The sequence below is a fragment of the Streptomyces sp. col6 genome (assembly GCF_008042035.1).
Taxonomy (GTDB): domain Bacteria; phylum Actinomycetota; class Actinomycetes; order Streptomycetales; family Streptomycetaceae; genus Streptomyces.
The window spans coordinates 1338117-1364457 of sequence record NZ_RDBL01000013.1; the positions used below are offsets into that span (position 1 = coordinate 1338117).

The following is a 26341-nucleotide window of genomic DNA, read 5'->3' on the forward strand; positions in this document are numbered from 1 at the left end:
ATTCTTTGCATAAGAGTGCACTACTGCGTATAGTCATGCCATCGACTAGGAGGCTTTCGATGGCGGTACGCGCAGCAGTGGCAGGAGCGAGCGGATACGCGGGCGGGGAACTGCTCCGCCTGCTGCTCGCCCACCCCGAGGTGGAGATCGGCGCACTCACCGCCAACTCCAACGCGGGCCAGCCCCTCGGTGCCCTGCAACCGCACCTGCGCCCGCTCGCCGGCCGCATCCTCCAGCCCACCACCGCCGACGTGCTCGCCGGGCACGACGTCGTCTTCCTCGCCCTGCCGCACGGGCAGTCCGCCGCCGTCGCCGAGCAGCTCGGCGACGAGGTCCTGGTGGTCGACATGGGGGCCGACTTCCGGCTCCGGGACGCCGGGGACTGGGAGAAATTCTACGGCTCCCCGCACGCGGGCACCTGGCCCTACGGGCTGCCCGAGCTGCCCGGCGGCCGGGCCGCCCTCGCGGGCAGCAAGCGGATCGCGGTGCCGGGGTGCTACCCCACCGCCGTCTCGCTCGCGCTGTTCCCGGCGTACGCGGCGCAGCTCGCCGAGCCGGAGGCCGTGATCGTCGCCGCGTCCGGGACCTCCGGCGCCGGCAAGGCCGCCAAGCCCCATCTGCTCGGGTCCGAGGTGATGGGCAACATGTCGCCGTACGGCGTCGGCGGCGTCCACCGTCACACGCCCGAGATGATCCAGAACCTCAGCGCCGCCGCCGGCGAGCCGGTCACCGTGTCGTTCACGCCGACCCTCGCCCCCATGCCCCGCGGCATCCTCGCCACGTGCAGCGCGAAGGCGAAGCCCGGAGCGAGCGCCGAGAGCGTACGCGCCGCCTACGAGAAGGCGTTCGCGGACGAGCCGTTCGTCGATCTGCTGCCCGAGGGGCAGTGGCCCGCCACCGCCGCCGTGTACGGCTCCAACGCCGTGCAGATCCAGGTCGCGTACGACGAGGCGGCCGGGCGGATCATCGTGATCAGCGCCATCGACAACCTCGCCAAGGGCACCGCGGGCGGGGCCCTGCAGTCCATGAACATCGCCCTCGGCCTGCCCGAGGACACAGGTCTTTCCACGATCGGAGTCGCACCGTGAGCGTCACGGCAGCACAGGGATTCTCGGCGGCGGGCATCGCCGCCGGAATCAAGGAGAACGGCAACCCGGACCTGGCCCTCGTGGTCAACAACGGTCCGCGCCGCGCCGCCGCGGGCGTCTTCACCTCCAACCGCGTCAAGGCCGCCCCCGTCCTCTGGTCGGAGCAGGTCCTCAAGGGCGGTGAGGTCTCCGCCGTCGTCCTCAACTCCGGCGGGGCCAACGCCTGTACGGGCCCGCAGGGCTTCCAGGACACCCACGCCACCGCCGAGAAGGCCGCCGAGGTGCTGGACGGCCACAGCGCGGGCGAGATCGCCGTCGCCTCCACCGGGCTCATCGGCCTCCTGCTCCCCATGGACAAGCTGCTCCCCGGCATCGAGAAGGCCGCGGCGGCCCTCAGCGAGCACGGCGGGGAGAAGGCCGCCATCGCCATCAAGACCACTGACACCGTGCACAAGACCGCCGTCGCCGGCGGAGAGGGCTGGACCGTCGGCGGCATGGCCAAGGGCGCCGGCATGCTCGCCCCGGGCCTGGCCACCATGCTCGTCGTGCTCACCACCGATGCCGACGTGGACGCCGCAGGTCTGGACGCCGCCCTGCGCGACGCGACCCGCACCACCTTCGACCGGGTCGACTCCGACGGCTGCATGTCCACCAACGACACCGTGCTGCTGCTGGCCTCCGGTGCCAGCGGGATCGCCCCGGAGCAGAAGGAGTTCGCCGAAGCCGTACGGGCCGTCTGCGACGACCTGGCCCGGCAGCTCATCGGGGACGCCGAGGGCGCCTCCAAGGACATCCGGATCGAGGTCGTGAACGCCGCGACCGAGGACGACGCCGTCGAGGTGGGCCGCTCCATCGCCCGCAACAACCTCCTCAAGTGCGCCATCCACGGCGAGGACCCCAACTGGGGCCGGGTGCTCTCCGCCATCGGCACCACGAAGGCCGTCTTCGAGCCGGACGCGCTGAACGTCGCCATCAACGGCGTCTGGGTCTGCCGGGGCGGCTCGGTCGGCGAGGACCGCGACCTCGTCGACATGCGCTACCGCGAGGTCCGGATCACCGCCGACCTCGCCGCGGGCACCGAGTCCGCCGTCATCTGGGCCAACGACCTCACCGCGGACTACGTCCACGAGAACAGCGCGTACAGCTCATGACGACGGCGCGGAAGCACACCGCACTCCCGAAGGCGCAGATCCTCATCGAGGCACTGCCCTGGCTGACCCGGCACAACGGCAGGACCGTCGTCATCAAGTTCGGCGGCAACGCCATGATCGACGAGGAGCTGAAGGCCGCCTTCGCCCAGGACGTCGTGTTCCTGCGGCACGCAGGCCTCAAGCCCGTCGTCGTGCACGGCGGCGGTCCGCAGATCAGCGCCCAGCTCGACAAGCAGGGCCTGGTCAGCGAGTTCAAGGCCGGGCTGCGCGTCACCACGCCCGAGGCGATGGACGTCGTCCGCATGGTGCTCGCCGGCCAGGTCCAGCGCGAGCTGGTCGGCCTGCTCAACCAGCACGGGCCGCTCGCCGTCGGCATGACCGGCGAGGACGCCCACACCATCACCGCCGTACAGCACCGGCCCACCATCGACGGCGAAGCGGTCGACATCGGCCGGGTCGGGGAGATCACCGCCATCGACACCGGCGCCATCCAGGCCCTGCTGGACGACGGCCGCATCCCGGTCATCTCCTCCATCGCCCGCTCCGCCGACGACAACCACGTCTACAACGTCAACGCCGACACCGCGGCCGCCGCGCTCGCCGCCGCGCTGAACGCCGAGACGCTGATGGTCCTCACGGACGTGGAGGGGCTGTACGAGGACTGGCCCAACAGCGACGACGTGATCAGCCGGCTCACCGCCACCGAGCTGGAGAAGCTGCTGCCCGAGCTGTCCAGCGGCATGGTGCCCAAGATGCAGGGCTGCCTGCACGCCGTACGCAACGGCGTCGAGACGGCCCGTGTCATCGACGGCCGGGTTCAGCACTCGATCCTGCTGGAGATCTTCACCGACGAGGGAATCGGCACGATGGTCGTGCCCGACGCACAGGGGGAGTCATGAGCAACGCCGAGCTTTCGCAGCGGTGGCAGCACGCGCTGATGGACAACTACGGCACCCCGAAGCTGTCCCTCGTGCGCGGCGAGGGCGCCCGCGTGTGGGACGCGGACGGCACCGAGTACCTCGACTTCGTCGGCGGCATCGCGGTCAACGCCCTGGGCCACGCCCACCCCGCCGTCGTCGAGGCGGTCACCGCCCAGATCTCCACCCTCGGGCACGTCTCCAACCTCTTCATTGCCGAACCGCCCGTCGCGCTCGCCGAACGGCTCCTGGCGCTCTTCGGCCGCACCGGCAAGGTCTACTTCTGCAACTCGGGCGCCGAGGCCAACGAGGCCGCCTTCAAGATCGGCCGGCTGACCGGGCGCACCCACATGGTCGCCACCGACGGCGGCTTCCACGGCCGGACCATGGGCGCCCTCGCGCTCACCGGCCAGCCCAAGAAGCGCGAGGCGTTCACCCCGCTGCCCGGCGACGTCACGCACGTCCCGTACGGCGACGTGGAGGCGCTGCGGGCAGCCGTGACCACCGACACCGCGCTCGTGATCATCGAGCCGGTCCAGGGCGAGAACGGCGTCGTCGTCCCGCCCAGGGGCTATCTGGAGGCCGCCCGGGAGATCACCCGCGCCACCGGCGCCCTGCTCGTGCTCGACGAGGTCCAGACCGGCATCGGCCGCTGCGGTACGTGGTTCGAGCACCAGGCCCATCAGGGCGTGGAGCCGGACGTCGTCACCCTCGCCAAGGGTCTCGGCGGCGGCCTCCCGATCGGCGCCGCGGTCGCGTTCGGCGCCGCGGCCGACCTGCTCGCCCCCGGCCAGCACGGCACGACGTTCGGCGGCAATCCGGTCGCCTGCGCCGCCGGCCTCGCGGTCCTGGACACGCTGGCCGCCGACGGCGCGCTCGACCAGGTGAAGCGGCTCGGCGAGCGCATCCGGGAGGGCGTGGAGGGGCTGGGCCACCCCCTGGTCTCCCATGTCCGGGGCTCCGGGCTGCTGCTCGGTATCGTGCTCACCGAGCCCCGCGCACCCCAGGTGCAGCAGGCGGCTCAGGGGGCCGGCCTCCTGGTGAACGCGCCCGCGCCCGATGTGGTGCGGCTGATGCCGCCACTGACCATCGGTGACGCGGAGGTGGACGCGTTCCTCCGGGCGCTGCCGGGCGCCCTCGACGCGGCATACGGGGAAGGACCTTCCGGGGAATGAGGCGACGACGATGACCGAGGCGCAGGAAACCGAGTCCGGGGGGCCGTCGGTGCCGCAGACCCGCACGGCGCGCCATCGCCGGATCGTGGACATCCTCAACCGGCAGCCGGTGCGCTCGCAGAGCCAGCTGGCCAAGCTCCTCAGCGACGACGGGCTGAGCGTCACCCAGGCGACGCTCTCCCGCGACCTGGACGAGCTGGGCGCGGTGAAGATCCGCAACACCGGGGGCGAGCTGATCTACGCGGTGCCGAGCGAGGGCGGGTTCCGCACCCCGCAGGCGCCGCTGGGCGGTTCCGCCAAGGAGGAGCGGATGCGCCGGCTCTCCGCCGAACTGCTCATCTCGGCGGAGGCGTCGGCCAACCTGGTGGTGCTGCGTACGCCGCCGGGCGCCGCGCAGTTCCTCGCCTCGGCCATCGACCAGGCCGAACTGCACGACATCCTCGGCACCATCGCGGGTGACGACACGCTCATGCTGATCAGCCGTGACCCGGCCGGCGGGCAGGCGCTCGCCGACCACCTGCTGCGGCTCGCGCAGAACGAGCGCTAGTAGTTGGTGATCGCGGTCGCGCCGGCGACGGTGCCGATCGCGATGTGGGGGCTGCGGGCCGGGTCGGCCCAAGCCAGGATGCGGTCCATCGCGTCCGCCGGTACGGAGACGCAACCGGCGGTCGCGCCGGACCCGTTGACGTGCAGGAAGATCCCGGCGCCCCGGCCGCGTACCGGCTTGTCGTAGTTGAAGCCGATGACGAGCGCGCGGGCGTACTGCGTGGGGTACGCGGTGATCTGCTCGGACTCCGAGGCCCGGCAGTCCGAGGGCAGCGGCTCCACCCAGCGGTTGTAGTCGCGCGCCTCGTTGTCCTCGCACCACCAGGACGCGGCGGTGGCCCGCCGGTAGGAGAAGCGCGTGCCGGCGGGCGCGGCCTTGACCCCGAAGGCGTACGGCAGGTCGTAGAGGCCGGTCGGCGTCGTGTACGTGCTCTGCTTGCGGGTGCTGCCCTCGGTGAGCCCCTTCGAGCCGAACCGCGCGGCGGCGGTTCCCGCGGGGGTCCACTTCCCGTCGCGCAGGTCCCACCAGGTGAGCGTGCCGGTGGTGGACGAGGTGGCGTCCGCCATGGCGGTGATGAGCTGGGTGCCGCCGCCCGTGTCGGCGAGCCGCACCGGCAGCGGGGCGGTGGCCAGCGGCGGCCGACCCGCCCCGACCACGGTGCCCAGGGCGAGCAGGACGGCGGCGGTTGTCGCAAGTCTTCGCATGCCACGGACTCTAGGCCGCCCGACGCCCCGTCACCCGGAAATTCGTTCGGCGGGTGCGCCGTTCAGGGCGCGGGCGGCATCGCCGGCAGGGGCAGGGGGAGTCCCGGCAGTCCGTCGATGCTGGTGGCGATGTGCTCCTTCTTCTCGAAGTAGGCGCTCAGCGAGGCGTCGTCCTCCCGCGCGAAGCGCCGGCCGTGCAGTGTGCGGTCCTCGTCGTACGTCATGAAGGGGACGCCGTAGCCGCAGGTGTCCCGGATCAGCTCGGCGGTGACCACGATGACGGCCCGCAGCCCGTGCGCAGAGGCGTCGACCCCGGCGAACCGGCCGAGGAGTTCCGGGAAGCGGGGGTCGTCGCGGAAGACGGGCTCGCCCCGGCCGTGTACCCGCACGATGTTCGGCGGGCCCTGGAAGGCGCACCACATGAGGGTGATCCGCCCGTTCTCGCGCAGATGGGCTACCGTCTCGGCGTTGCTCCCGGCGAAGTCCAGATACGCCACGTGCCGCTCGTCCAGCACCGCGAAGGAGCCGCTGACCCCCTTGGGGGAGAGGTTGACCGTGGCCTCCCCGTCCAGCGGCGCGGTCGCCGTGAAGAAGATCGGCTGTTCCTCGATGAAGGTCCGCAGCCGGCCGTCGATGCGTTCGTATGTTTTCCCCATGGGACGAGTATCAATACCGATGCTCGGAGAGCGGCGGAGTTTTCAGCCCGTGGGACGGTCGCACCCGGCCCGCCCCCTCTTTGACAAAGCATGCATACCTCTGCATAGTTATGCCTGACGGTGATCGTGGCACTTCCGAGGAGCACGCAGTGAGCAACGGCAACGGCAACGGCGACGTACGTCTCTGGGGCGCCCGCTTCGCCGACGGACCGGCCGAGGCGCTGGCCCGGCTGTCCGCGTCCGTCCACTTCGACTGGCGGCTCGCGCCGTACGACATCGCCGGCTCCCGCGCCCACGCCCGCGTCCTCAACAAGGCGGGCCTGCTCACCGAGGACGAGCTGACCCGGATGACCGCCGGGCTCGACCAGCTCGAAGCGGACGTGGCCGACGGCTCCTTCACCGGCACCATCGCCGACGAGGACGTCCACACCGCCCTGGAGCGCGGCCTGCTGGAGCGGCTCGGCCCCGACCTCGGCGGCAAGCTCCGCGCCGGCCGGTCCCGCAACGACCAGATCGCCACGCTCTTCCGGATGTACCTGCGCGACCACGCCCGCATCATCGGCGGCCTGGTCGCCGACCTCCAGGACGCGCTGGTCGGTCTCGCCGAGGCGCACCCGGACGTCGCCATGCCCGGCCGTACGCACCTCCAGCACGCCCAGCCGGTGCTCTTCGCCCACCACGTCCTGGCCCACGTCCAGTCCCTGTCCCGGGATGCGGAGCGGCTGCGGCAGTGGGACGAGCGGACCGCCGTCTCGCCCTACGGCTCCGGCGCGCTGGCCGGCTCGTCGCTGGGGCTGGACCCGGAGGCGGTCGCGGCCGACCTCGGCTTCGAGCGCGGTTCGGTGGGCAACTCCATCGACGGCACGGCGTCCCGGGACTTCGTCGCCGAGTTCGCGTTCGTCACCGCGATGATCGGCGTCAACCTCTCCCGGATCGCCGAGGAGATCATCATCTGGAACACGAAGGAGTTCTCCTTCGTCACCCTCCACGACGCCTTCTCCACCGGCTCCTCGATCATGCCGCAGAAGAAGAACCCGGACATCGCCGAACTCGCCCGGGGCAAGTCGGGCCGGCTCATCGGCAACCTCACCGGCCTGATGGCCACGCTCAAGGCCCTGCCGCTCGCGTACAACCGTGACCTCCAGGAGGACAAGGAGCCGGTCTTCGACTCCTGCGACCAGCTGGAGGTCCTGCTGCCCGCCTTCACCGGCATGATGGCGACGCTCACCGTCAACCGGGAGCGCATGGAGGAGCTGGCCCCGGCCGGCTTCTCGCTCGCCACCGACATCGCGGAGTGGCTGGTCAAGAAGGGCGTGCCCTTCCGCGTCGCCCACGAGGTCGCCGGCGAGTGCGTCAAGGAGTGCGAGCACCACGGCATCGAGCTGGACGAGCTGACCGACGAGCAGTTCGCGAAGATCTCCGAGCACCTCACCCCGGAGGTCCGCACCGTTCTCGACGTGGCCGGAGCCCTCGCCTCCCGCAGCGGACGCGGCGGCACCGCTCCCTCCGCCGTCGCCGTCCAGCTCGCCGAGGTCAAGGCGGATCTCGCGGTGCAGCACGCCTGGGCGGACGCGCACAAGTAGCCGGCCGCGCATCGCGGGCTACGTTGATGGGTAGGCGCGTGTCCTGCCCGACGACGAGGAGCCCGCGATGCCGTTCGCCCGACTGACCGCAGCGACCACCCCCACCGCCCACATCGGGCTCGGCCTCGCCGCCGTCGGCAGGCCGGGCTACATCAACCTCCACCGGGACCGCGACCTGCCCGCCGACCGCTCGCCGGAGGCCCTGCGCGACCGTACGCACGAACTCCTCGACGCCGCCTACGCGCAGGGCGTCCGCTACGTCGACACGGCACGCTCCTACGGGCGCGCCGAGGAGTTCCTCGGCGAGTGGCTGACGGCGCACCCGGAGGCGGACGACGTCGTCGTCGGCAGCAAATGGGGCTACACCTACACCGCCGACTGGAGCCTCGACGCCGAGGCGCACGAGGTGAAGGACCACTCCCTCGCCGCGTTCGAACGCCAGCGCGCCGAGTCCGCCGCGCTCCTCGGCGACCGGCTCGACCTCTACCAGATCCACTCGGTGACCCCGGACAGTCCGGCGCTCACGGACAAGGAACTGCACGCCCGCCTCGCCGAGCTGGCCGCGCAGGGCGTCAGCGTCGGCATCTCCACCAGCGGGCCCGGCCAGGCCGAAGCGATCCTCGCCGCCCTCGCCGTCACGGCCGATGGCGCGCCCCTCTTCCGTACGGTCCAGGCCACCTACAACGCGCTGGAGACCTCGGCCGGGCCGGCGCTCGCCGAGGCGCACGCAGCCGGGCTCACCGTCATCGTCAAGGAGGGCATGGCCAACGGCCGGCTCGCGGGGGACCAGGCACCCGCCGTGGTGCGGGAGATCGCCGAGGAGGAAGGGCTCGGGAGCGACGCGGTCGCCCTGGCCCTGGTGCTCCACCAGCCGTGGGCCGGTGTCGTGCTCTCCGGCGCGGCCACCGTCGGCCAGCTCGCCGGCAACCTCCACGCGGCCGTCCCCGTCTTCGACGAGGAACGGCGGGCCCGGCTCGACGCCCTGGTCGAGGAACCGGAGGCCTACTGGCGCCACCGCGCGTCGCTGCCCTGGAGCTGAGCCAGGACCCGGCCCCGCGCCGGCCCGTCACATCGGAGCCCTTCGGTACGTCAGGGTGGTGACGGCATCCGACGCGGGAGGGCGAAGTTGAGCGACCACGAGTACCTGGCGGCACGCTTCGAGGAGAACCGGAACCATCTGGAGGCGGTGGCGTTCCGCATGCTGGGCTCGTCCGCCGAGGCGCAGGACGCGGTCCAGGAGGCGTGGATCAGGCTCGGCCGCAGCGACAGTGCCGGCATCGCCAACCTCGGCGGCTGGCTGACGACCGTCGTCGGACGCGTCTGCCTGGACATGCTGCGCTCCCGCCGCTCCCGGCGCGAGGAACCCCTGGAGGCCGGGCCGGGGGCTCCGGAGCCGCCCCGTACCGGGCCGGCCGGTGACCCGGAGCAGCAGGCCCTCGTCGCCGACTCCGTCGGCCTGGCACTGCTCGTGGTGCTCGAAACGCTCGACCCGGCCGAGCGCCTGGCGTTCGTGCTGCACGACATGTTCGCCGTGCCGTTCGACGAGATCGCCCGGATCGTCGACCGCACCCCGGCCGCCGCCCGGCAGCTCGCCAGCCGGGCTCGCCGCCGGGTGCGGGGCGCCGCCCCCGTGGCCGATCCGGGCGCGGCCCGCCGCCGCGAGGTCGTCGAGGCCTTCCTGGCCGCCGCCCGCGGCGGTGACTTCGAGGCGCTGCTGACCGTGCTCGACCCGGACGTGGTGGTCCGCTCGGGCGATGCCGGGGCGCCCGCGCCCGTGCGGGGCGCCGCGAATGTGGCCCGGCAGGCGATCATGTTCGCGCGGTTCGCCACCGCGGGGCGGTCCGCCCTGCTCGACGGCCGTCCGGCGGTCGTCTCCTCGGCCACCGGGGTGTCCTTCTCGGTCATGCGGTTCACCGTCGAGAACGGGCGCATCGTCGAGATGTACGCGATCAGCGACCCGGCGCGGCTGCCCGGCCTGGACCTCGTCCTGCTCGACGACTGACCCGCCGCCGGACCGGCCGGGGCCACTCCGGAGGCCGAGAACGACACGAGAAACCCAGGTGAGACGCATATGTCTCACCTGGGTTAGTGTTGTCTCATGAGTCTTGATCGTGAGCAGGTGCTGCGGAGTGCCGCGGCCCTGCTGACCCGTAAATCCACCGCCACCATGGACGAGGTCGCGCGGGCGGCCGGGATCGGCCGTGCCACCCTGCACCGGCACTTCGCCGGCCGGGACGCCCTGGTCAGGGCGCTGGAGGAGCTGGGCATCCAGGAGTTCGAGGCGGCGCTCGACGCCGCGGCGATGGACGAGGGCCCGAGCGAGGAGGCCCTGCGCCGGTTCGTCCACGCCGTCGAGCCGAGCGCCGGACTGCTCTCCTTCCTCGTGACCGAGAACCAGCTCTGGGAGGACGGCGACCAGAACGCCGGCTGGGACCGGCTGGACGCCCGCGTCGCCGCCTTCTTCCGGCGCGGCCAGGAACGCGGCGAGTTCCGCATCGACCTGACCCCGGCCTGGCTGACCGAGGCCCTGTACGGGCTCATCGGCAGCGGGGCCTGGGCCGTTCAGGCGGGCCGGGTGGCCGCGCGGGACTTCCCGTACATGATCGTCGAGTTGCTGCTCGGCGGCGCACGCCGGAGCGTGGAGCAATGAGCAGCGTCGAAGAGCAGCCGGAGCCCGCCGTCGAGCCGTACCGCCCCGGTCGGTGGATCGCGCTGGCCGTCCTCGTCCTCGCGGTGCTGCTGGTGGCCGTCGACGCCACCGTGCTGGGCCTGGCGACGCCGTTCCTCAGCGAGGACCTGGAGCCGACGGGCACCCAGCTGCTCTGGATCGGTGACGTCTACTCCTTCGTCATCGCCGGGCTCCTGGTCTCCATGGGCAGCCTCGGCGACCGCATCGGCCGCAAGAAGCTGCTGCTGTGCGGTGCCACCGCCTTCGGCGCCGTCTCGGTGCTCAACGCCTACGCGCACACGCCCGAGATGATGATCGTGGCGCGGGCCCTGCTCGGTGTCGCCGGCGCCACCCTGATGCCGTCCACCCTCGCCCTGATCCGCAACCTCTTCCACGACCCCCGCGAGCGCAGCCTCGCCATCGGCATCTGGGGCGCGATGGCCTCGGCCGGCGCGGCCGTCGGGCCCGTCGTCGGCGGGTTCCTTCTGGAGCACTTCTGGTGGGGCTCGGTCTTCCTGATCAACCTGCCCGTGATGGCGGTGCTCGTGGTGGTCGGCATCAAGATGATCCCCGAGTCGAAGAACCCGGCGCCCGGCCCCTGGGACCTGCCGAGCGTGGGCCTCTCGCTGGTCGGCATGATCGGGGTCGTCTACGCCATCAAGGAGATGGCCGCCCATGGCGTGAGCTGGACCCCGGCCCTGGTGGGCGTCGCCGGTCTGCTGGCGCTGGTCTGGTTCGTACGCCGTCAGTTCCGGCTCCCCGCACCCCTGCTCGACATGCGGCTCTTCCACCACCGGGGCTTCTCCGGCGCGGTCCTGGCCGACCTGCTGACCATCCTCGGCCTGTCCGGCCTGGTCTTCTTCCTCTCCCAGTTCCTCCAACTGGTCCAGGGGCGCGGACCGCTGGAGGCGGGGCTCGCCGAACTGCCCGCCGCGATCGGCGCGGTCACCGCGGGTCTGCTGGCCGGCACGGTCGCCCGGCGCTTCACCGTACGGACGGTGGTGTCCGGCGGGCTCGGCGCGATCGGCGTGGCGCTGGCCGCGGTCGCAGCCGTCCACCGGGACACGTCCTACCCGCTGATCGGCGCCCTGCTCCTGATCGTGGGCGTGGGCGCGGGCTTCGCGTTCACCGTGACCTCGGACGTGATCCTCTCCAGCGTCCCCAAGGAGCACGCCGGCTCCGCGTCCGCGGTCTCCGAGACGGCGTACGAGCTGGGCGCCGCCCTCGGTATCGCGCTGCTCGGCTCCATCGTGACCGGGGCCTACAAGAGCTTCCAGGCCCCGCCCGGCACCCCGCCGGCCGTCTCGGACGCCGCACACGAATCGCTCGGCGGCGCCGTCGAGTCCTCGCACCTGCTGCCACCGCACGAGGCCCATGAACTGGTCTCCTCGGCGCAGGACGCGTTCGTCGACGGGCTGCACCTCGCCTCGGTCGTCGGAGCCGTGGTCCTGCTGGCGACGGCGGCCGCCGCCTGGTTCCTGCTGCGCGGGCAGGAGCTGGAGGAGGGCATCATCCACGAGTAGCGCCGCCCGGACACACGCGAAAGGGCCCGCCCCGGCCGGGGCGGGCCCTTTCGCATACGTCAGCGGATCAGGCCGCCTTCGCCTTCGTCGCGTACATGTCGACGTACTCCTGGCCGGACAGCCGCATCACCTCGGCCATCACGGAGTCGGTCACCGCCCGCAGCACATAGCGGTCGCGGTCCATGCCCTCGTAGCGCGAGAACTCCATCGGCTCACCGAAGCGCACCGTGACCTTGCCCGGCCGGGGCAGCCCCGAGCCGCCCGGCTGGAGCTTGTCCGTGCCGATCATCGCGAACGGCACCACCGGCGCGCCCGTCATCAGCGTCAGCCGTGCGATGCCCGTACGGCCCCGGTACAGCCGGCCGTCGGGGGAGCGGGTGCCCTCCGGGTAGATCGCGAAGGCCTTGCCCTCCTCCAGCACCCGCCGGCCCGTCATCAGCGCCGCGACACCGCCGCGCCCGCCGTCCCGGTCCACCGGGATCATGCCCACACCGGTGAAGAACCAGGCCATCAGCCGTCCCTTGAGGCCCTTGCCCGTCACGTACTCGTCCTTGCCGATGAAGAACACCGGACGGTCGCAGCAGATCGGCATGATCATCGAGTCGATGAACGTCAGATGGTTGCCCGCCAGGATCACCGGCCCGGTGCCCGGGATGTTCTCGATGCCCTCCATCCGGGGACGGAACATCAGGCGCAGGATCGGTCCGAGCACTGCCTTGATGAGTGCGAGACGGGACAACGCTTCCTCCGGTGTAGTGGCCGGGCCCGGCCGAGGCGACGGATTGTGAAGGTCCATGCAGGTGAGGACGATACTCGCGGGTACTCGCTGATCGCACATCGGGTTCACGCATCGGATACAGCGTGTTGACATGTGTTCGCGCCATGTTCGCCCAGGTGCCGCCTCCGGGGACCGCCGTCCTGCCTACGCTCGACCCTCGCTCGACAGGTGCCGTACATCACATGCGAGGAGCATTCATGACAGAGCGTGCGCAGGCCGCACCGGGACGACGGACCGTCATCGGGGCGGGGGCGGCCGTCCTCTCCACCGCCGCCCTGGGCGTCACCACAACGGCGCAGGCGGCCGACCGCAACGGCGGACACGGCGGCGGCCACCGCCTCGACCTGCCGGTCCCCACGGTCATCGGCCACCGGGGCACCAGCGGCTACCGTCCCGAACACACCCTGGGCTCCTACCAGCTCGCCCTGGACATGGGCGCGCACATCATCGAGCAGGACCTCGTCCCGACCCGCGACGGCCACCTCGTCTGCCGCCACGAGAACGACATCACCGCCACCACCGACGTCTCCGCGCACCCCGAGTTCGCGAACCGCAGGACGACCAAGAGCGTCGACGGCGTGTCCCTCACCGGCTGGTTCACCGAGGACTTCAAGCTGGCCGAGCTGAAGACCCTGCGCGCCAAGGAGCGCATTCCGGCCAACCGCCAGAAGAACACCCTCTACGACGGCCGCTGGGAGGTCCCCACCTTCGAGGAGGTCCTGCGTTGGGCCGACCGCGAGGGCCGCCGCCGCGGAAAGCCCGTCTGGCTGTACGTCGAGACCAAGCACCCCACCTACTTCCGGGGCCTCGGCCTCGGCCTGGAGGAGCCGCTCGCCAAGCTGCTGCGCCGCTACGGCCGGCACCGCGGGCAGTCCCCGGTGATCCTCCAGTCCTTCGAACCGGGCAGCGTCCAGCGCCTGGCGAAGCTCGTCGCCACCCCGCGCATCGTCCTGCTCTCCGGCACCGGCACCCGCCCCTGGGACTTCGAGGTGTCCGGCGACCCGCGCACCACGGACGACCTGGTGAAACCGGCCGGCCTGAAGTGGATGAGCTCCTTCGCCCAGGGCATCGGCCCCACCCTGGACCTGATCATCCCCAAGGACGCCGCGGGCCGGCTCACCGAGCCCACCACGCTGGTACGCGACGCCCACGCGCAGGGCCTGATCCTGCACCCGTACACGATGCGCAACGAGAACACCTTCCTGCCCGCCGACTTCCGGCGCGGCACCGACCCCAACGCGTACGGCGACGCATTCGGCGCCTTCGCCACGTACTTCGCGACCGGGATCGACGGCATCTTCTCTGACAACCCGGACACCGCCCTGCTCGCGGCGGCGGACTTCGCGAACAAGAGGTAGGACGGCGGCCCCGACTCCCCGTCAGCACCCCGCTCCCGTCACATCGCAGGGGAGTTGGGTATGTCACAGGGGAGTTTGGTCCTCATCCGTTCCCGTTGCCTTGGATGTCTGCGCAGAATGCTCGCGGCGGAGGTTGTCGCTCCTGAACCGTGGGAAAGGAGCAGGGGACAACCGGCGGATCAGGTGAGCGGGAGGCATGCGCACATGGGCATGAGCGTGATCATCTCGGCGGCGGACGCGCAGGACGCCGAAGAGATACTGAAGCTGCAGTACCTCTGTTTCCAGAGCGAGGCGGAGCTGTACGGCAATTACCGCATCGACCCGCTCGTCCAGACCCTCGACTCGTTGCGCGCCGAGATCGGGGAGAACCTGGTGTACGTGGCGCGGCTCGGCGACCAGGTGGTCGGCTCGGTGCGCGGCTCGACCGACGAGGACGGCACGGGGCAGATCGGGAGGCTCTGCGTCCACCCGCGCCTCCGCGGCCACGGCCTCGGCGCCCGGCTGCTGCGGGCGGCGGAGGCGGGCCTCGCCGACGAGCGCGCCGCCACCCGCTTCCGGCTGCACACCGGCCACCGCAGCGAGGCCAACCTGAGGCTCTATCAGCGCGCGGGCTACGCCGCCGTGGGCAACGCCACCGGCAGCGACGGGGTCATGATGATCCTGCTGGAGAAGGAGGCCCCGGCCACGACCGCGTACGTGGCCAGCGCCTAGCCGTACGCGTGCCGCGCCCCGCCGTTACGCGGTACGGGCGCGGCGCAGCCACATCATCCCGGTGACCGGCAGGATCACGGGGATGAACAGGTAGTCCCGGCCGCAGTACGACCACACCGTCGAGTCGGCGAACGCGGACGGCTCCACCAGCGTCCACGTCCCCACGACCAGCACGCCGACCAGCTCGGCGGCGCAGCACACCAGCGCGGTCCGGCGCGCCCGTTCGCCGCCGCGCACCAGCGAGTACGTGATGAACCCGTAGACGAGCGCGGCGACCGCCGACAGCACATAGGCCAGGGGCGCGCGGCCGAAGTCCAGGATCATCTGGACGATCGAGCGGGACGCCGCCGCCACGGTGAACACGCCGTAGAACCAGACCAGGACGCGGCCGGGACCGGTGCCGAGGTCGAAGGGCCGCTTCTCGCCGCCGGCCGTCGCCTGCGTGGTGTCGGTGTCGGTCACGGTCAGCTTCCCCAGATGTCGTAGAGCCGTACTTCGAGGACGGCCAGGACGACCGCGCCCGCGGCCACCGTCACCGAACCCCAGCGGGTCCGCTCGCTCAGCGACAGGAACCCCGCCGCCGGCACGGCGAGGAACGCCCCGGCCAGATAGGCGATGAAGATGGTCATGCCCTGCTCGGGCCGCTCGCCGCGGGCCAGCTGCACGATCCCCACGACCAGCTGCGCCAGGGCCAGCAGCGAGACGACGGCCATGCCGATGAAGTGCCAGTCCTTGGTGGGCTGGTCCCGGTAGGCGGCGTATCCGCACCAGGCGGCGAGGGCGAGGGCGGCCGCGGCGACCGCGACCGTCAGGGCGTCGAGCATGAGCCGAGGGTATTACGGGGCGCCCCGCCCGCCGCCTGCGCCCCCGCGCCCCGGACGGCCGTCAGGAGCGGGCGGTCGTGGCCTTGACCACAGCGCGCACCGGCCCCGGCCGCCGCGGAGACAGTCGTACGGGCCGGATGGCGGCCGCATCGGTGCAGGTCAGAGCGGTGTGGCCGGAACGCGTCGGCCGATACGCGGCGCAGGCGCCGCACCATCCACCGCTGTCCGCTATCCGGACAATCGGTCCGGCCGCAAGCTCACGTCTGTTTTACTTGTGCCCATGACCACGACGAGCAGCCGCACCCTTGCGACCGAGGCGATCACGACGCCCGGTGCTCGTTGTATGTGTCGAATGCGCGCCTTCTGAGGGCCCACGACCGAGCCTCGCGCCCCGAAGCGAGAACCCTCCCCCTGGCTTGTCCGCACCCGGCGGAACGAGCCCGCACGGGCCCCGGCCGGCGGTGACCGCCGCGCCCGGCCGCCCCGGGAGACCGCTCGGAAACGTCCGATCGAAACGTCCGGATCACCCCCGGACGCATGCCCCGTGCCCGGCGGACACCGCGCCGCGCACTCGACAGTGACGGAAATCCTGTGATCACCACGACGGGCCTCACGAAGGTCTACCAGTCGCGCGACCGCGAGGTCACCGCCCTGGACGGCGTCGACCTGCACGTCCGCGAGGGCGAGGTGTACGGCGTCATCGGCCGCAGCGGCGCCGGCAAGTCCTCGCTGATCCGCTGCGTCAACCTCCTGGAACGCCCCACCTCGGGCACCGTGACCGTGGCCGGCCAGGACCTCACCGCCCTCGCGGGCCGGGGCCGCCGGGCCGGCAAGGAGCTGCGCGAGGCGCGCAGCCGTATCGGCATGGTCTTCCAGCACTTCAACCTGCTGGCCTCCCGCACCGTGCAGCGCAACGTCGAACTCCCGCTGGAGATCCTCGGCGTCACCGGCCGCGAGCGCTCCCGCAAGGCCCTCGAACTCCTCGACCTGGTCGGCCTCGCCGACAAGGCCAAGGCCTACCCCGGTCAGCTCTCCGGCGGCCAGAAGCAGCGCGTCGGCATCGCCCGCGCCCTCGCCGGCGACCCCAAGGTGCTCCTCTCCGACGAGGCGACGTCCGCCCTGGACCCCGAGACCACCCGCTCCATCCTCCAGCTCCTGCGCGACCTCAACCAGCAGCTCGGCCTCACCATCCTGCTCATTACGCACGAGATGGACGTCGTCAAGACGATCTGCGATTCCGCCGCGCTGATGCGGGGCGGCCGGATCGTCGAGTCCGGCACCGTCGGCGAACTCCTCGCCACCCCCGGCTCCGAGCTGGCCCACGAGCTGTTCCCCGTCGGCGGCACCGCCTCCGCGCCGGACCGCACCGTCGTCGACGTCACCTTCCACGGCGAGGCCGCCGCCCGCCCGGTGATCTCGCAGCTCTCCCGCACGTACAACATCGACATCTCGATCCTGGGCGCCGCGATGGACACCGTCGGCGGCCGGCAGATCGGCCGTATGCGCATCGAACTGCCCGGCCGGTTCGAGGAGAACGTCGTGCCGATCGGCTTCCTGCGCGAGCAGGGCCTCCAGGCCGAGCTCGTCGATGCCGAGCCCGCCCCCGTACCCGCACAGCTCACCAAGGAGGTGGCGAAGTGACCTGGTCCGAAATGCAGCCGCTGCTGACGCAGGGCACCGTCGACACCCTCTACATGGTGCTGTGGTCCGCCCTCGTCACCGTCCTGGCCGGACTGCCGCTCGGCGTCCTCCTCGTCCTCACCGACAAGGGCGGCCTGCTCCAGAACACCCCGGTGAACAAGGCCGTCGGCGTGATCGTGAACATCGGCCGCTCGCTGCCCTTCATCATCCTGCTGATCGCCCTGATCCCCTTCACCACCTGGGTCGTCGGCACCTTCATCGGCCCCACCGCGATGATCGTTCCGCTCGCCGTCGGCGCCATCCCGTTCTTCGCCCGGCTCGTCGAGACGGCGGTGCGCGAGGTCGACCACGGGCTCGTCGAGGCCGTCCAGTCCATGGGCGGATCCATCCCGACGATCGTCCGCAAGGTCCTGCTCCCGCAGGCCCTGCCGTCCCTGGTCTCCGGCATCACCACCACCGTCATCGTGCTCATCGGCTACTCCGCGATGGCCGGCGCGGTCGGCGGCGAAGGACTCGGCTCCAAGGCCGTCACCTACGGATTCCAGCGCTTCGACAACCGCTTCATGCTCATCACCGTCGCGCTGCTGATCGTCATCGTGACCCTCGTCCAGCTGATCGGCGACCTCGCCGTACGCCTGCTGGCCCGCCGGGGCCGCACCTCCTGACTTCACCTCCCCCCAAGCCCGCACTCCTTGTCCGGGCGCACCACCATCACCACCTGAAAGAGGCACTTTTCGTGCGTAACACCATCAAGATCACCGCCGCGGCCGCCGCGACCACCGCCCTCGCCCTCGGCCTCACCGCCTGCGGCACCGACTCCGACCCGGCCTCCAAGAGCGTCGGTACGGCCGACAGCTCCAAGGCCCTCGTCGTCGCCGCGTCCCCGACGCCGCACGCCGACATCCTCGGCTTCGTCAAGAAGAACCTCGCCGACAAGGCCGGCCTCAAGCTGGAGGTCAAGGAGTTCACGGACTACGTCCTGCCGAACACAGCCACCGAGACCGGCCAGGTCGACGCCAACTTCTTCCAGCACCAGCCCTACCTGGACGACTTCAACAAGAAGAACGACACCCACCTGGTCTCCGTCGGCACCGTCCACCTGGAACCCCTGGGCCTCTACTCCAAGAAGGTCAAGGGCCTCGACGGCATCAAGTCCGGCCAGACCATCGCCGTCCCCAACGACACCACCAACGAGGGCCGGGCGCTCCAGCTGCTCGCCCAGAACGACCTCATCACCCTCAAGGACGGCGTCGGCACCAGCGCCAAGCTGAGCGACATCACCGACAAGAAGGGCCTGAAGTTCAAGGAGCTTGAGGCCGCCACGGTCCCGCGCGCCCTGAACGACGTGGACGCCGCCGTCATCAACGGCAACTACGCCATCGAGGCCGAGCTCAAGCCCGCGAAGGACGCCCTCGTCCTGGAGAAGGCCGACGGCAACCCGTACGCCAACATCATCGCCGTGAAGAAGGGCAACGAGAAGGACCCCCGCGTCCAGAAGCTCGTGAAGCTCCTCCACTCCGACGAGGTCAAGAAGTTCATCGAGGACACCTACCAGGGCTCGGTCGTCCCGGCCTTCGGTGACGCCGCCAAGTCCTGACCCGTACGCGGCACTTGCCCGACGAGCCCCGCACACCCCGCCCGGGGGGTGCGGGGCTCCGCCGTACGGACCCGGCCATGCGCGCGGCCCCGGTGATGCTGCATGCTGTGCATTTACACGGTCTTCGGCATGGAGCTGCGCATGACTTCCACCTTCCCGGACATCTCCATCAGCACGGACCGGCTGGTGCTGCGCCCATTCGACATGGCGGACATCCCCGCGTACATCGAGATGATGAACGACGAACTCGTCACCGCCTGGACCGGCGCACCCCACCCCTACACCCAGGTCGACGCCGAACGCTGGGTGCGCAGAATCGCTCCCGCACACCGCACCAAGGGCGACGGGATCGCCCTGGCCGTCACCGAGTTCCTCACGCAGCGCCTAGTCGGCTCCGTACGGCTGCGCAACACCGACTGGCACACCCTCTCCACCGAGGCCGCCTACATCACCGCCCCCTGGGCGCGCGGCGAGGGATACGCCACCGAGTCCGTGCTCGCCGTCGCTCAGTGGCTCTTCCGCGACCAGGGCTTCGAACGCATCGAACTGCGCACTGCCGCCGACAACACGGCGTCCCAGCAGGTCGCCCAGAAGCTCGGCTGCATCAGCGAGGGCGTCCTGCGCAACGCCCGCATAGCGCGTTCACAGACGGAGGACGGAGGATGGACCGACATCCGCACCGACCTCATCGTCTGGGGCCTGCTCCCGGAGGACCTCGAAGGGGTCGCCGAACAGCTCGCCGACGCCGGCGGGTACGGCACCTACAACGACTGGAACTGACCGCGCCGGGGCCCCGGCGCCCCCTCGGCGGGGACCCGGTAACCTCACCCTGCCTGCCTCCGGGCACCCCCGCCCCGCCTGCGACGACTCCAGGAGAATGACACCAAGATGGCCGACCGGGTCACAGTGATCGGCTGGGACGGCTCACCCCTGACCAGAGCGGCCACCGCCGCGCTCTCGGCCGCCACCCTGGTCGCCGGCGCCGCCCACCACCTCGCGCTGCCGGAAGTGCCCCGCGACGCCGAACGCATCCGCCTCGGCTCGGTCGACCTCGCCGCCCGCCGCATCGCCGGCCACCGCGGCAGCGCCGTCGTCCTCGCCGACGGCGACCCCGGCTACTTCGGCGTCGTCCGCACCCTGCGCGCCCCGGAACACGGCCTTGAGGTCGAGGTGGTCCCGGCGGTCTCCTCCGTCGCCACCGCCTTCGCCCGCGCCGGCATGCCGTGGGAGGACGCCCTGACGGTCGTCGCCCACCCCCGCACCCTGCGCCGCGCCGTGAACGTCTGCCGCGCCCACCACAAGGTCGCCGTCCTCACCTCGCCCGGCGCCGGACCCGCCGAACTGGCCCTGCTCCTCGAAGGCGTCCACCGCACCTTCGTCATCTGCGAGGAACTGGGCACCGACCGCGAACAGGTCACCGTCGTCACCTCCGACACAGCCGCCGACCACGTCTGGCGCGACCCCAACGTCGTCATCGTCATCGGCGGCGGCCCCGAGCGGCAGGAAGGTGCCTGGATCGCCGGACGCCGGCCTTCCGGCGTACGCGGCTGGGCCCTGCCCGCCGAGGACCGCCCCGAGCCCGGCACCCGCCCGGCGGGGGAGAGCGGCGAGGGCGAGGGCCCTGTCCTGCGCGCCGCCCAGCTCGCCCACCTCGGCCCCCGCACCGGCGACCTCGTCTGGGACATCGGCTCCGGCGGCGGCGCCCTCGCCGTGGAGGCGGCCGGCTTCGGCGCGGCGGTCCTCGCCGTGGACTGCGACCCCGACGCCTGCGCCCGCACCACGGCCGCCGCCCGTGCCTCCGGCGTCCAGCTCCAGGTCGTCGAGGGCCGGGCCCCGCACGTACTGGAACGGCTGCCCGAGCCCGACGTCGTACGCATCGGAGGCGGCGGCGTCCCCGTCGTCACCGCCGTCGCCGACCGCAGGCCGGAGCGGATCGTCACGCACGCCTCCACGCGCGACGAGGCCGAGGCACTGGGTGCCGCACTGGCCGGAAACGGCTACACGGTCGCCTGCTCGCTCCTCCAGTCCGTCGAACTCGACACGACCGCCTGGTCGGAGCGCGAACGCACGGTCGTCTTTCTGCTTTCCGCACTGCGTTCGGACCTTGCCCCCTGACCCGTCGGCAACCGGTGCGAGGTAGGCTGGCCGATCGTCGCACCGCTCCAGGACGTTCGTCGCTTCGTTCGTCAATGTCCGGAAAAGGGGACCGTTTTGGTCCTCGTTGTGGTACGGCAGCACCCTGGGACGCGCAACGTGGCGCAGTCCACAGCGGGCCGTGGCGAAATGACCTGCCGCGGCGGCGAACGACCGCGAGAATGCAGGATGTCCGCGACCGATTCGTGCCGCGCGGCGCGCCCGCTCGTTCCACTGGACGAGCACCGCGTGCCGTGTCCGGGCGTCCCGGGCGCAGGGCCGAAGGAGCACTGACGATGGGCGAGGGGAACGCATGAGTGACACCGGCCGGATCCCGGGCGAGGGACTGCCGGAGAACGCGGGCATGGTGGAGCAGCCGGGCGTCCCCGCGCCGGACTCCTACACCTACCTCGAACCCTCCGCGCATACGACCGAGGACGACGACCTCCTGCTGATGCCGAGCGCCCAGGGCGCCTGGGGCGAACCCCAGCAGGCCCAGGGCACCGGCCACTTCCCGGACGCCGCAGCCGCGCAAAGCGCGTACCAGCCGCAGTTCCAGGCCCAGCCGGCGGACCCGGCGCACGCGCAGGGCCCCGTCCAGCTCCAGGAGCAGGCCCCGGCGTACGCGATGCACCAGGCCGCCCCCGTGCAGGACCCCGCGACCGGCCCCGGCGCGCACGAGTCCGGAGGCCGTGACTCCGGCTCCGTCGACCTCGGCGCCGTACGCATTCCCTCGCCCGCCCCGCAGCCCCCCGTGCGCCGCCCGCTGCACCGCGGCCCGGCCTCGCCCGAGCCGTCCTACGGCGGTACGTCGGGCGTCGGCGTGGTCCGCTCCCTGGCCGACCGGGGTCCCGCCGGCGCACCCCAGGCGCAGGCCCAGGCCCCCGCGCCGGCCGCCCGCCACGCGGGACCGGCGACCGTCGAACCCGAGTACTTCGAGCCGCAGTACACCGAGCAGCCCCCGCTCCCGGGCCCCCAGCTCGGCGAGATCCCGCCGCAGAACGCGTGGCCGGCCCAGGCGCCGGCGGAGGCAGCAGAAACGGTCGCTCCGGAGGCGGTGGCGGCCGAGGCCGCCGCCGTGGACCCCGCCCAGGCGGCCCCGGTGGCCGAGGCGCCCGCCGAGCCCGCGCGGGCGGAGACCGAGCCGGTCGCGGTCGAGCCGGAGGCCGTGCCCGAGGCGCCCGTGCCGGGGCCGGTCGCGACGGAGGAAGCACCTGCCGAGGCGGCCGTCGCTCCGCAGGCCGTGGTGGCGCCCGAGGCCGTGTCCGCTCCGGAGGCCGTACCGGCTCCGGAGGCGCAGGTCGCGGAGGCGGCGGCACCCGCGGAGGCGGTCGCCGCCCCGGAGTCCGTCCCGGCGCCCGAGGCCGTGCCCGACGTGGTGCCCGCGCCCGAGGCCGTACCGGTTCCGGAAGCCCCGGTTGCCGACGCGACGGCGCCCGAGGTGGCGGCGGAAGCCGCACCGGCCGCCGAGGCCCCCGCTGCCGAGCCGGTCGTCGCACCGGTCGTGGAGCCCGCGCCGATGGCCGTGCCCGAGCCCGCCCAGGTCGCGGAGCCCGTCCAGTTCACGGAGCCGGACCCGATCGCAGAGCCCGAGCCCGTGGCCGAGCCCGCCCCGGTTGCCGAGCCGGAGGCCGCTGCCGCGGTGCAGCCCGAGCCGGAGGCCGTGCTCGCACCGGTCGCGGAGCCCGAGCCCGCCCCGGTGGCCGCGCCCGAACCCGTTGCCGCGGCGGACCTGGCACCGGCCCCGGAGCCCGCCCCCGTGACCGCGCAGGAAGCCGCGCCCCTGCCGGAGGCAGACGCCCCCGGCGTCGCCCCGCTCCCGGCGCCCGAGCAGTCGATACAGCCCGAGGCGACCGCCCCGGAGCCCGAGTCCGGTCCCGAGGTCATCGAGACCCCGGACCTGAGCGACGAGGCGGAGCCCGTACCGGCCGAGGCGTCCGACGAGGCGCCCACCGCGCCCCCCGCGCCCGGCTACGACGACGCCGAGCGGGAGGCGGTCCTGCGGGTCATGCGGGAGCGCCGCGACATCCGCAACGGCTTCCGCAGCGACCCCATCCCGCACGAGGTGCTGCTGCGCGTCCTGGAGGCCGCGCACACCGCGCCCAGCGTGGGGCACTCGCAGCCGTGGGACTTCGTCGTCATCCGGTCCGCGGAGACGCGCCGCTCGATGCACGAGCTGGCGCAGCAGCAGCGGGAGGCGTACGCCAAGTCGCTGCCGAAGGCCCGCGCCAAGCAGTTCAAGGAACTGAAGATCGAGGCGATCCTCGACACCCCGGTGAACATCGTCGTGACCGCCGACCCGACGCGGGGCGGCCGCCACACGCTCGGCCGGCACACGCAGCCGCAGATGGCCCCGTACTCGTCGGCGCTCGCCGTGGAGAACCTGTGGCTGGCGGCGCGCGCCGAGGGCCTGGGCGTGGGCTGGGTGAGCTTCTTCGACGAGCGCGAGATGGTGCGCGCGCTGGGACTGCCGGAGCACCTGGAGGTCGTTGCGTACCTCTGTGTGGGGTACGTGGACGAGTTCCCCGAGGACCCGGAGCTGATGCAGGCGGGCTGGTCGAAGCGGCGCCCGCTGTCCTGGGTCGTCCACGAGGAGACGTACGGCCGTCGCGCCCTGCCCGGCGAGGCGCCGCACGACCTTCTCCAGGAGACCATCTCCAACATCCGCCCGCTGGACGCCAAGGCGCTCGGCGAGGCCTGGGAGCGCCAGAAGCGGATGACCAAGCCGGCCGGTGCGCTCGGCATGCTGGAGATCATCTCGGCGCAGCTCGCCGGGCTGTCCCGGATGTGCCCGCCGCCGATCCCCGAGCCCGCGGCCGTCGCGGTCTTCGCGGGTGACCACGGGGTGCACGCCCAGGGCGTCACGGCGTGGCCGCAGGAGGTCACCGGCCAGATGATCGCCAACATGCTCGGCGGCGGAGCGGTCTGCAACGCGTTCGCCTCGCAGGTGGGCGCCGAGGTCTGCGTGGTCGACGTGGGCGCGGTCGCGGAACTGCCCCCGATGCCGGGCCTGCTGCCCCGGAAGGTTCGCGCGGGCACGGCGGACTTCACGACCGGCCCGGCCCTCACCCGCGAAGAGGTCCACGCGGCGATCGAGGTCGGCATCGAGACCGCCCGCGATCTGGTCGCGGCGGGCAACAAGGGCCTGCTGACCGGCGAGATGGGCATCGCCAACACGACTGCGTCGGCCGCGCTGATCTGCGTGTACACGGGAATGGACCCGGCCGAGGTGACCGGCCGGGGCACGGGCATCAACGACGAGATGCACGCCCGCAAGATCGACGTGGTGCGCCGCGCCCTCGAACTGCACCAGCCGGACCCGGCCGACCCGATCGGCGTGCTCGCGGCCGTCGGCGGCCTGGAGCACGCGGCGATGGCCGGCTTCCTGCTGGGCGGCGCGTCGCTGCGTACGCCGGTGATCCTGGACGGCGTGAGCGCGGGCGCGGCCGCCCTGGTGGCCCGCGCGATCGCCCCGGAGGCCCTGGCCGCCTGCATCGCCGGGCACCGCAGCGCCGAGCCCGGCCACGTGGCGGCCCTCAACAAGCTGGGCCTGCGCCCCCTGGTCGACCTCGACCTCCGCCTCGGCGAGGGCACCGGCGCACTGCTGGCCCTCCCGATCGTGCAGAGCGCTGCGCGCGCGATGCACGAGGTGGCGACGTTCGACTCGGCGGGCGTGACGGAGAAGTAGCGGCACCGGTTTCGGGGGCGCTGCCCCCGGACCCCGCGCCTCAAACGCCGGTGAGGCTGAAGATCCAGCCCCGCCGGCGTTTGAGGCGCGGGGTCCGGGGCGGAGCCCCGGTTTCGGGAAGGGGCGGGCAGGGGAACGGGCCCGCCGCAGGCGTCCCGGCCCGCACCCCGCCCACCAGGCACCGAACACCGTGGCCCCCGGGCCACCCCGTATCGTGAACCCCACGCACACACGCCGCTCCACCGCCGCAGCGGCCGCGCACCCCGCATCGCACGAGGAGCCCGCACCGCCATGGCCGAGCACGCCGATCGCCCCGCCTACCCCGTCGGACTGCGCCTGAGCGGGCGCCGCGTAGTCGTCGTCGGCGGCGGCCAGGTGGCGCAGCGCCGCCTCCCCGCCCTCATCGCGGCCGGCGCCGACATCGTCCTCGTGTCCCCGTCAGCCACCCCGTCCGTCGAGGCGATGGCGGACGCCGGCGAGATCCGCTGGGAGCGCCGCCGGTACGCCGACGGAGACCTCACCGACACCTGGTACGCGCTCATCGCGACCGACGACGACGCGGCCAACGAGGCCGCCTCCGCCGAGGCCGAACGCACCCGCACCTGGTGCGTCCGCAGCGACGACGCCGAGGCGGCCACCGCCTGGACCCCCGCCACCGGCCGCAGCGAGGGCGTGACCGTCGCCGTGCTCACCGCCGGTGCCCACGGCCGCGACCCGCGCCACTCGGCGGCCGTCCGCGACGCGATCGTGGAGGGCCTGCGCGACGGCAGCATCGCCGCCCCGCACCACCGCACCCGGACCACCGGCGTCTCCCTGGTCGGCGGCGGCCCCGGCGACCCGGACCTGATCACGGTCCGCGGCCGCCGCCTCCTCGCCGAGGCGGACGTCGTCATCGCCGACCGGCTCGGCCCCCGCGACCTGCTGGACGAGCTGCCGCCGCACGTCGAGGTGATCGACGCCGCGAAGATCCCGTACGGCCGCTACATGGCCCAGGAGGCCATCAACAACGCGCTGATCGAGCACGCCAAGGCGGGCAAGGCGGTCGTCCGGCTCAAGGGCGGCGACCCGTTCGTCTTCGGCCGGGGCATGGAGGAGGCCCAGGCGCTCGCCGCCGAGGGCATCCCGTGCACCGTGGTGCCCGGCATCTCCAGCTCGATCTCGGTCCCCGGCGCGGCCGGCATCCCCGTCACCCACCGCGGTGTCGCCCATGAGTTCACCGTGGTCAGCGGGCACGTCGCCCCCGACGACGAGCGTTCGCTGGTCGACTGGGCGGCCCTCGCCCGGCTGCGCGGCACCCTGGTGCTCCTGATGGCCGTCGACAAGATCGGCGCCATCGCCCGCGCGCTCGTCGAGCACGGCAGGTCGCCCGAGACGCCGGTCGCCCTCGTCCAGGAGGGCACGACGGCCGCCCAGCGCCGCGTCGACGCGACCCTCGCGACGGTGGCCGAGCGCGTGGCCGCCGAGGACGTCCGCCCGCCCGCCGTCATCGTCATCGGCGAGGTCGTCGAGGTCGGCACGGCCACCGCGCCGAGCGGCAAGTAACCCGTTCCGGTGGTCCCACGGGACCATCGGCACCCCACACCGGACAAGGCAGCAGCA

General features: G+C 72.5%; 24 protein-coding genes. 19 read left to right on the top strand and 5 right to left on the bottom strand.

Annotated features, from left to right (window positions below; genetic code table 11):
• Positions 1–59: 59 nt before the first annotated feature.
• From argC to EAO73_RS22780, 5 genes are read left to right on the top strand one after another with little or no spacing between them, the layout of a single operon-like run.
• Entirely contained in the window at positions 60–1088 is a 1029-nt protein-coding gene (argC, locus tag EAO73_RS22760; RefSeq protein ID WP_147973319.1) for an N-acetyl-gamma-glutamyl-phosphate reductase, read from the top strand.
• Entirely contained in the window at positions 1085–2239 is a 1155-nt protein-coding gene (gene argJ, locus EAO73_RS22765; protein ID WP_147973320.1) for a bifunctional glutamate N-acetyltransferase/amino-acid acetyltransferase ArgJ, read from the top strand. Before argC ends, argJ begins: the two co-directional genes overlap by 4 nt.
• Positions 2236–3138 carry an acetylglutamate kinase gene (gene argB / locus EAO73_RS22770; RefSeq protein WP_147973321.1) on the top strand — a complete coding sequence of 301 codons (903 nt, stop codon included), beginning with the start codon at positions 2236–2238 and terminating at the stop codon, positions 3136–3138. Before argJ ends, argB begins: the two co-directional genes overlap by 4 nt.
• A complete protein-coding gene (locus EAO73_RS22775; protein WP_147973322.1) occupies positions 3135–4331 on the top strand; it encodes an acetylornithine transaminase in 1197 nt (398 codons plus the stop codon). The genes argB and EAO73_RS22775 overlap by 4 nt, the downstream gene beginning before the upstream one ends.
• Positions 4332–4341: 10 nt before the next feature.
• Complete coding sequence (locus EAO73_RS22780; RefSeq protein WP_147973323.1) at positions 4342–4878, top strand: arginine repressor; 537 nt, start codon at positions 4342–4344, stop codon at positions 4876–4878.
• Here EAO73_RS22780 and EAO73_RS22785 read toward each other — a convergent pair.
• Positions 4875–5582 carry a L,D-transpeptidase family protein gene (locus tag EAO73_RS22785; protein ID WP_147973324.1) on the bottom strand — a complete coding sequence of 236 codons (708 nt, stop codon included), beginning with the start codon at positions 5580–5582 and terminating at the stop codon, positions 4875–4877. The genes EAO73_RS22780 and EAO73_RS22785 overlap by 4 nt on opposite strands.
• A 62-nt stretch (positions 5583–5644) precedes the next feature.
• Entirely contained in the window at positions 5645–6238 is a 594-nt protein-coding gene (locus EAO73_RS22790) for a pyridoxamine 5'-phosphate oxidase family protein (protein ID WP_147973325.1), read from the bottom strand.
• A gap of 110 nt (positions 6239–6348) precedes the next feature.
• Here EAO73_RS22790 and argH point away from each other — a divergent pair, with 110 nt between their 5' ends.
• From argH to EAO73_RS22815, 5 genes are all read left to right on the top strand, one after another.
• Positions 6349–7821, top strand: coding sequence for an argininosuccinate lyase (gene argH, locus EAO73_RS22795; RefSeq protein WP_147973326.1), 1473 nt, complete (start codon positions 6349–6351; stop codon positions 7819–7821).
• A gap of 67 nt (positions 7822–7888) precedes the next feature.
• Positions 7889–8860 (top strand): aldo/keto reductase, encoded by a 972-nt coding sequence (locus EAO73_RS22800; RefSeq protein WP_147973327.1) that lies wholly within the window; start codon positions 7889–7891, stop codon positions 8858–8860.
• Positions 8861–8947: 87 nt separating this feature from the next.
• Complete coding sequence (locus EAO73_RS22805; RefSeq protein WP_147973328.1) at positions 8948–9823, top strand: sigma-70 family RNA polymerase sigma factor; 876 nt, start codon at positions 8948–8950, stop codon at positions 9821–9823.
• Positions 9824–9919: 96 nt separating this feature from the next.
• Complete coding sequence (locus EAO73_RS22810; RefSeq protein WP_147973329.1) at positions 9920–10471, top strand: TetR/AcrR family transcriptional regulator; 552 nt, start codon at positions 9920–9922, stop codon at positions 10469–10471.
• Entirely contained in the window at positions 10468–12012 is a 1545-nt protein-coding gene (locus tag EAO73_RS22815) for an MFS transporter (protein WP_147973330.1), read from the top strand. The genes EAO73_RS22810 and EAO73_RS22815 overlap by 4 nt, the downstream gene beginning before the upstream one ends.
• Positions 12013–12079: 67 nt before the next feature.
• On the opposite strand, the gene EAO73_RS22820 is transcribed toward EAO73_RS22815, so the two are convergent.
• Positions 12080–12751, bottom strand: coding sequence for a lysophospholipid acyltransferase family protein (locus EAO73_RS22820; RefSeq protein ID WP_147973331.1), 672 nt, complete (start codon positions 12749–12751; stop codon positions 12080–12082).
• A 236-nt stretch (positions 12752–12987) separates the two neighbouring features.
• On the opposite strand from EAO73_RS22820, the gene EAO73_RS22825 reads away from it, so the two are divergent.
• Both EAO73_RS22825 and EAO73_RS22830 read left to right on the top strand, forming a co-directional pair.
• Positions 12988–14148 carry a glycerophosphodiester phosphodiesterase gene (locus EAO73_RS22825; protein ID WP_147973332.1) on the top strand — a complete coding sequence of 387 codons (1161 nt, stop codon included), beginning with the start codon at positions 12988–12990 and terminating at the stop codon, positions 14146–14148.
• A 204-nt stretch (positions 14149–14352) separates the two neighbouring features.
• Positions 14353–14859 carry a GNAT family N-acetyltransferase gene (locus EAO73_RS22830; protein ID WP_147973333.1) on the top strand — a complete coding sequence of 169 codons (507 nt, stop codon included), beginning with the start codon at positions 14353–14355 and terminating at the stop codon, positions 14857–14859.
• Positions 14860–14883: 24 nt separating this feature from the next.
• On the opposite strand, the gene EAO73_RS22835 is transcribed toward EAO73_RS22830, so the two are convergent.
• Both EAO73_RS22835 and EAO73_RS22840 read right to left on the bottom strand, forming a co-directional pair.
• Positions 14884–15321 (bottom strand): hypothetical protein, encoded by a 438-nt coding sequence (locus EAO73_RS22835; protein WP_147973334.1) that lies wholly within the window; start codon positions 15319–15321, stop codon positions 14884–14886.
• Between the two features lie 2 nt (positions 15322–15323).
• Positions 15324–15683 (bottom strand): hypothetical protein, encoded by a 360-nt coding sequence (locus tag EAO73_RS22840; protein ID WP_147973335.1) that lies wholly within the window; start codon positions 15681–15683, stop codon positions 15324–15326.
• A 591-nt stretch (positions 15684–16274) separates the two neighbouring features.
• Here EAO73_RS22840 and EAO73_RS22845 point away from each other — a divergent pair.
• From EAO73_RS22845 to cobA, 7 genes are all read left to right on the top strand, one after another.
• Positions 16275–17324 carry a methionine ABC transporter ATP-binding protein gene (locus EAO73_RS22845; protein ID WP_147973336.1) on the top strand — a complete coding sequence of 350 codons (1050 nt, stop codon included), beginning with the start codon at positions 16275–16277 and terminating at the stop codon, positions 17322–17324.
• On the top strand, positions 17321–17989 hold the full coding sequence (locus tag EAO73_RS22850; RefSeq protein WP_147973337.1) for a methionine ABC transporter permease: 669 nt from the start codon (positions 17321–17323) through the stop codon (positions 17987–17989). The genes EAO73_RS22845 and EAO73_RS22850 overlap by 4 nt, the downstream gene beginning before the upstream one ends.
• 71 nt (positions 17990–18060) lie before the next feature.
• Positions 18061–18921, top strand: a complete 861-nt coding sequence (locus EAO73_RS22855) for a MetQ/NlpA family ABC transporter substrate-binding protein (protein WP_147973338.1) — start codon at positions 18061–18063, stop codon at positions 18919–18921.
• 102 nt (positions 18922–19023) lie between these two features.
• The gene (locus EAO73_RS22860; RefSeq protein ID WP_147973339.1) at positions 19024–19701 is read left to right on the top strand and encodes a GNAT family N-acetyltransferase; all 678 of its coding nucleotides are present in this window, start codon (positions 19024–19026) and stop codon (positions 19699–19701) included.
• A 108-nt stretch (positions 19702–19809) separates the two neighbouring features.
• Positions 19810–21036 carry a precorrin-6y C5,15-methyltransferase (decarboxylating) subunit CbiE gene (cbiE, locus tag EAO73_RS22865; protein ID WP_147973340.1) on the top strand — a complete coding sequence of 409 codons (1227 nt, stop codon included), beginning with the start codon at positions 19810–19812 and terminating at the stop codon, positions 21034–21036.
• A gap of 331 nt (positions 21037–21367) precedes the next feature.
• Entirely contained in the window at positions 21368–24742 is a 3375-nt protein-coding gene (gene cobT / locus EAO73_RS22870; protein WP_147973341.1) for a nicotinate-nucleotide--dimethylbenzimidazole phosphoribosyltransferase, read from the top strand.
• 291 nt (positions 24743–25033) lie between these two features.
• Positions 25034–26284 (top strand): uroporphyrinogen-III C-methyltransferase, encoded by a 1251-nt coding sequence (gene cobA, locus EAO73_RS22875; RefSeq protein WP_147973342.1) that lies wholly within the window; start codon positions 25034–25036, stop codon positions 26282–26284.
• Positions 26285–26341 lie beyond the last annotated feature (57 nt).

Excerpts from the sequence above, each read along its gene's own strand:
- EAO73_RS22840 (WP_147973335.1), bottom strand. The coding sequence starts at position 15,683 with ATGCTCGACGCCCTGACGGTCGCGGTCGCCGCGGCCGCCCTCGCCCTC.
- argC (WP_147973319.1), top strand. The coding sequence starts at position 60 with ATGGCGGTACGCGCAGCAGTGGCAGGAGCGAGCGGATACGCGGGCGGG.
- EAO73_RS22825 (WP_147973332.1), top strand. The coding sequence starts at position 12,988 with ATGACAGAGCGTGCGCAGGCCGCACCGGGACGACGGACCGTCATCGGG.
- argB (WP_147973321.1), top strand. The coding sequence starts at position 2,236 with ATGACGACGGCGCGGAAGCACACCGCACTCCCGAAGGCGCAGATCCTC.
- argH (WP_147973326.1), top strand. The coding sequence starts at position 6,349 with ATGCCTGACGGTGATCGTGGCACTTCCGAGGAGCACGCAGTGAGCAAC.
- cobT (WP_147973341.1), top strand. The coding sequence starts at position 21,368 with ATGAGTGACACCGGCCGGATCCCGGGCGAGGGACTGCCGGAGAACGCG.
- EAO73_RS22800 (WP_147973327.1), top strand. The coding sequence starts at position 7,889 with ATGCCGTTCGCCCGACTGACCGCAGCGACCACCCCCACCGCCCACATC.
- EAO73_RS22780 (WP_147973323.1), top strand. The coding sequence starts at position 4,342 with ATGACCGAGGCGCAGGAAACCGAGTCCGGGGGGCCGTCGGTGCCGCAG.
- EAO73_RS22830 (WP_147973333.1), top strand. The coding sequence starts at position 14,353 with ATGGGCATGAGCGTGATCATCTCGGCGGCGGACGCGCAGGACGCCGAA.
- EAO73_RS22785 (WP_147973324.1), bottom strand. The coding sequence starts at position 5,582 with ATGCGAAGACTTGCGACAACCGCCGCCGTCCTGCTCGCCCTGGGCACC.
- EAO73_RS22815 (WP_147973330.1), top strand. The coding sequence starts at position 10,468 with ATGAGCAGCGTCGAAGAGCAGCCGGAGCCCGCCGTCGAGCCGTACCGC.
- EAO73_RS22775 (WP_147973322.1), top strand. The coding sequence starts at position 3,135 with ATGAGCAACGCCGAGCTTTCGCAGCGGTGGCAGCACGCGCTGATGGAC.
- cbiE (WP_147973340.1), top strand. The coding sequence starts at position 19,810 with ATGGCCGACCGGGTCACAGTGATCGGCTGGGACGGCTCACCCCTGACC.
- EAO73_RS22860 (WP_147973339.1), top strand. The coding sequence starts at position 19,024 with ATGCTGTGCATTTACACGGTCTTCGGCATGGAGCTGCGCATGACTTCC.
- EAO73_RS22810 (WP_147973329.1), top strand. The coding sequence starts at position 9,920 with ATGAGTCTTGATCGTGAGCAGGTGCTGCGGAGTGCCGCGGCCCTGCTG.
- cobA (WP_147973342.1), top strand. The coding sequence starts at position 25,034 with ATGGCCGAGCACGCCGATCGCCCCGCCTACCCCGTCGGACTGCGCCTG.
- EAO73_RS22790 (WP_147973325.1), bottom strand. The coding sequence starts at position 6,238 with ATGGGGAAAACATACGAACGCATCGACGGCCGGCTGCGGACCTTCATC.